Below are 235 nucleotides of genomic sequence, written 5' to 3'. Positions count from 1 at the left end.
CCGCAATGCTATCGAACGATTTGATGATGGTGGTGGCTTACGCGGTGCCAGCACCATAACCCAGCAGACCGCGAAAAACCTGCTGTTGTGGCCGGGGCGCAGCCTGGTTCGTAAAGGGTTGGAAGCCACCTTGGCGCTAAGCCTTGAAGCGATTTGGGGTAAAAAGCGTATCCTTGAGGTTTACTTAAATATCGCGGAGTTTGGTCAAGGGATTTACGGCGAAGAAGCAGCCAGC

The 235-nt window shown here is 53.6% G+C and carries 1 protein-coding gene; it reads left to right on the top strand.

Translation table 11 applies throughout. The annotated features are described in order from the left end of the window. Window positions 1-235 (top strand): transglycosylase domain-containing protein (locus V0R37_RS23255; RefSeq protein WP_420376712.1); only part of this gene is annotated, 235 nt, incomplete at both ends.

This window comes from Pollutimonas rozaliensis (assembly GCF_048751585.1).
Lineage (GTDB): Bacteria > Pseudomonadota > Gammaproteobacteria > Burkholderiales > Burkholderiaceae_B.
Note: the sequence above shows the minus strand (reverse complement) of the source record. Positions and strands in the feature narration are given on the sequence as shown.